General features: G+C 76.9%; 3 protein-coding genes and 1 pseudogene. 3 read left to right on the plus strand and 1 reads right to left on the minus strand.

Annotated elements, in window-relative coordinates; translation table 11 throughout:
* Window positions 1-18: 18 nt before the first annotated feature.
* Entirely contained in the window at window positions 19-1,524 is a 1,506-nt protein-coding gene (locus tag LG632_RS29765) for a hypothetical protein (protein WP_226731039.1), read from the minus strand.
* A 118-nt stretch (window positions 1,525-1,642) separates the two neighbouring features.
* Between LG632_RS29765 and LG632_RS29770 the strand changes: the two genes are divergently transcribed.
* The 3 genes and pseudogenes from LG632_RS29770 to LG632_RS29780 form a co-directional block, all read left to right on the plus strand.
* Complete coding sequence (locus tag LG632_RS29770; RefSeq protein WP_374203641.1) at window positions 1,643-2,458, plus strand: LamB/YcsF family protein; 816 nt, start codon at window positions 1,643-1,645, stop codon at window positions 2,456-2,458.
* Window positions 2,455-3,069: a 5-oxoprolinase subunit B family protein gene (locus LG632_RS29775; RefSeq protein WP_226731041.1), complete on the plus strand. Its 615-nt coding sequence runs from the start codon at window positions 2,455-2,457 to the stop codon at window positions 3,067-3,069. Before LG632_RS29770 ends, LG632_RS29775 begins: the two co-directional genes overlap by 4 nt.
* A pseudogene (locus tag LG632_RS29780) lies at window positions 3,066-3,340 on the plus strand (hypothetical protein); the annotation flags it as partial. The gene LG632_RS29775 and the pseudogene LG632_RS29780, both read left to right, overlap by 4 nt.

A 3,340-nucleotide genomic window follows, 5' to 3' on the forward strand; every position in this document is an offset into this window, starting at 1 on the left:
GGGGCGCGGGAGGCGGGGTCATGGGGACTCCGCGCGGGCCGCGGCCATGCCGGCCGCGTCCAGCAGGGCCGTGCCGACGATCAGGTCGGCGCCGCCGAACTCGGGGTCGTCCAGCTCGGTGCCGTCGTCGACGGCGAACAGCAGGCGCTCCTCGCCCTGGCGGTACGCGGTGCCCACGGCGGGGCTCGCGGCGTGCACGGCGAGCAGGGCGACCAGGTACGGCAGGTCGGGGTCGCTGCGGCGGGCCTCGGCCAGCAGTCCGGACAGCCGGCGCGGCGCGTCGTGCGGCAGGTCCAGCAGCTCCATGGCGGCGGCGAGCTGCTCCTCGCTGAACCGGCTGTCGTCCGGCGTGGCGATGAGGTCCGGCTCGGGCATCTCGACGCCGAGGTGGTCCCGTTCCGCCGGAGGGGTCAGCAGTATGTCGACCAGGTCGGTGACGCGGACCGAGACGGGGGTGCGCAGGCCCGTGCCGGCGGCGAAGAAGGCGTCGGTGACCCGGCGGGCCCGGGCCACGGGCAGCGGCAGCAGGGGCGCGACCAGCTGCCCGTACAGGTCGATGCCGGCCCGGGACGCGGGCGCGGCGAAGGCCTGCCGGTCCTGCTCGGCGCGGAACAGCGGTCCGGCCTCCAGCAGCCGGGACTGCAGCTGCGTGTGGCGCCGGATGCAGTCCTTGACGATGTCGACGAGCTCGGCGGCCCGCCGCTTGTGCTCGGCGTCCTCGGCCTCGTCCCGGGCCTTGCGGATGTTGGTGAGGATGGCGTTCTCGTGCCGGTAGCGGTCGGCGACGTGGTCCAGGGCCTCGGCGATCATGTCCGGGACGGTCTGGAGCCAGTCCACCGCCCGGACGTTGCGCCGGGTGGCGTCGAGGGTGCGGCGCAGGGTCTCGGCGTACTGGACGGTGCGGTAGCGGGCCTGTTCGGCGGCGAGCTGGGCGTCGGCGAGCCGGCCGCGGCTGATCAGCACCTCCAGCTTCACCTCGGCGGCGATCTGGGCGCTGGTGACGTCCGTGTCGAGGGCGCCGACCAGGACGTTGACCGCCTCGTCGGTGGTGCGCAGGTAGACCGCGCCGCCGTAGCCGGGGACCTCCTCGATCAGCTTGAAGTCGTAGTCCCGCCGGACGTACTCCCCGTCGGGGCCGAACGTGCCGTAGACGGCGCGGAATCCGCGGTCCACGCTGCCGACGTTGATCAGGTTCTCCAGGACCCAGCGGGCCACCCGCTCGTGCTCGGCGGCGGGCCGCCGCGGGGCCTGCGCGGCGACGCGGGGCAGCAGCCGGGCGACTATCTGCTCGTGGTCGGCGCCGGTGTCGAAGTCCATGTTGAGCGTGACGAGGTCGATCGCGGCGAGCGCGACCTCCGCCATGGCGTAGACGCCGTACTCCCCGGCGAGGTTGGCCTTGCGCGCGTCGAGGTCGTGCAGCGGGGCGGTGCAGGCGAGCGCGCGCAGCCGCCGGGCCAGGCCCTCGTCGGCGGCCGGGCCCGGCGCCGGGGACGGAAGGGTCTTCGCCGGGGCAGGGAAAGTCACGGTGAAGAGATTAGGCGGTCCCTGTGACAACCTCCCAAACGGCACGGTTCGGGCGGTGCCGTGGGCGGTGCCCGGAACGGCCCGGGCGGGTCCTCGCTACGCTCGGCCCATGGCATCCATGATCGCATCCGTCATCGACCTGAACGCCGACCTGGGCGAGGGCTTCGGGCGGTGGACGCTCACGGACGACGAGGCGCTGCTGTCGGTGGTCACGAGCGCCAACGTGGCCTGCGGATTCCATGCCGGCGACCCGGCCACCATGCGCCGGGTCTGCGCGTGGGCGGCCGAGCGGGGCGTACGGATCGGGGCGCAGGTGTCGTACCGGGACCTGGCGGGATTCGGCCGGCGGGCCATGGACGTGCCGCCGGAGGAGCTCGCGGCGGAGGTGGCGTACCAGATCGGGGCGCTGGAGGTGTTCGCCCGGGCCGCCGGCTCCCGGGTGTCGTACGTGAAACCGCACGGCGCGCTGTACAACCGCACGGTGCACGACGCGGAGCAGGCCGCCGCCGTGGTGGCCGGCGTACGGCTGGCCTGCGGGACGGGGGCCGGGGCAGAAGCAGAGGGGACGGCGGCGGGCGGGGCCGCGGGCGGGGCTCCGGGCGGGGCTCCGGGCGGGGACGCGGGCGGGCTGGCCGTGCTGGGCCTGCCCGGTTCGCTGCTGCTGTCGGCGGCCGCCGAGGCCGGGCTGCCGGCCGTGCCGGAGGCCTTCGCGGACCGCGCGTACACGCCGGAGGGCACGCTCGTGCCGCGCCGGGAACCGGGCGCCGTGCTGCACGACCCGGACCAGGTCGTCGCGCAGGCGCTGGCCCTGGTCCGGGGTGGGGCGGGCCGGTCGCTGTGCCTGCACGGCGACACCCCGGGCGCCGTGGAGCTGGCCGGGCGGGTGCGGCGGGCCCTGACCGACGCCGGGGTCCGGCTGGCGGCGTTCGCGTGAGGGCCCTGCCGGTGGGCGCCCACGCCCTGCTGGTCGAGGTGGCCTCGACCGCCGAGGTGGCCGCCCTGCACGCCGAACTGCTGCGCCGCCGGGCCGCGGGGGACCTGGGCGAGGTGACCGAGATCGTCCCGGCGGCCCGTACGGTCCTGCTGGACGGCGTCGCCGCGCCGGCCGCCCTCGGGGCCCGGATCACGCGGTGGCGGGTGCCGCCGCTCGCGCCGGCCGAGGGCCCGCTGGTCGACGTCCCGGTCCGCTACGACGGCCCGGACCTGGCAGAGGTGGCGCGGCACTGGGCGGTGCCGGAGGCGGAGGTGCCGCGGCTGATGGGGGCGGTGGCCTTCCGGGTGGCGTTCTGCGGCTTCGCGCCCGGCTTCGGCTACCTGACGGGCCTGCCGCCCCATCTGCACGTCCCGCGCCGGGCCACGCCGCGGACCGCCGTCCCGGCGGGCTCGGTGGCGCTCGCGGGCGAGTTCGCGGGCGTCTACCCGCGGTCCTCCCCCGGCGGCTGGCAGCTGATCGGCACGACGGACGCGGTGCTGTGGGACCCGTCGCGCGAGCCGGCCGCCCTGTTCGAGCCGGGCGTGCGGGTCCGCTTCACGGAGGCGCCATGAGCGGGCGGGGCGCCGCGAGCGCGGACCGCGCGGAAGGGCGCGGCCTGGTCGTGGTGCGGCCGGGGGCGCTGACGACGGTGCAGGACCGGGGACGGGCCGGGCTCGCGCACCTGGGGGTGCCCCGGTCGGGGGCGCTGGACCCGGACGCGGCGGGGTTGGCCAACCGGCTGGTGGGCAATCCCGGGGGCGCGGCCGTGCTGGAGACCACGGTGGACGGCGTCGCGCTGCGCGCGGCCGGTCTGGGGGCTGCGGCTGGCCCTGTCCGACGTGC

Origin of the sequence: Streptomyces antimicrobicus (genome assembly GCF_020532625.1) — a bacterium.
In the GTDB taxonomy this organism is placed as follows: Bacteria; Actinomycetota; Actinomycetes; order Streptomycetales; family Streptomycetaceae; genus Streptomyces; species Streptomyces antimicrobicus.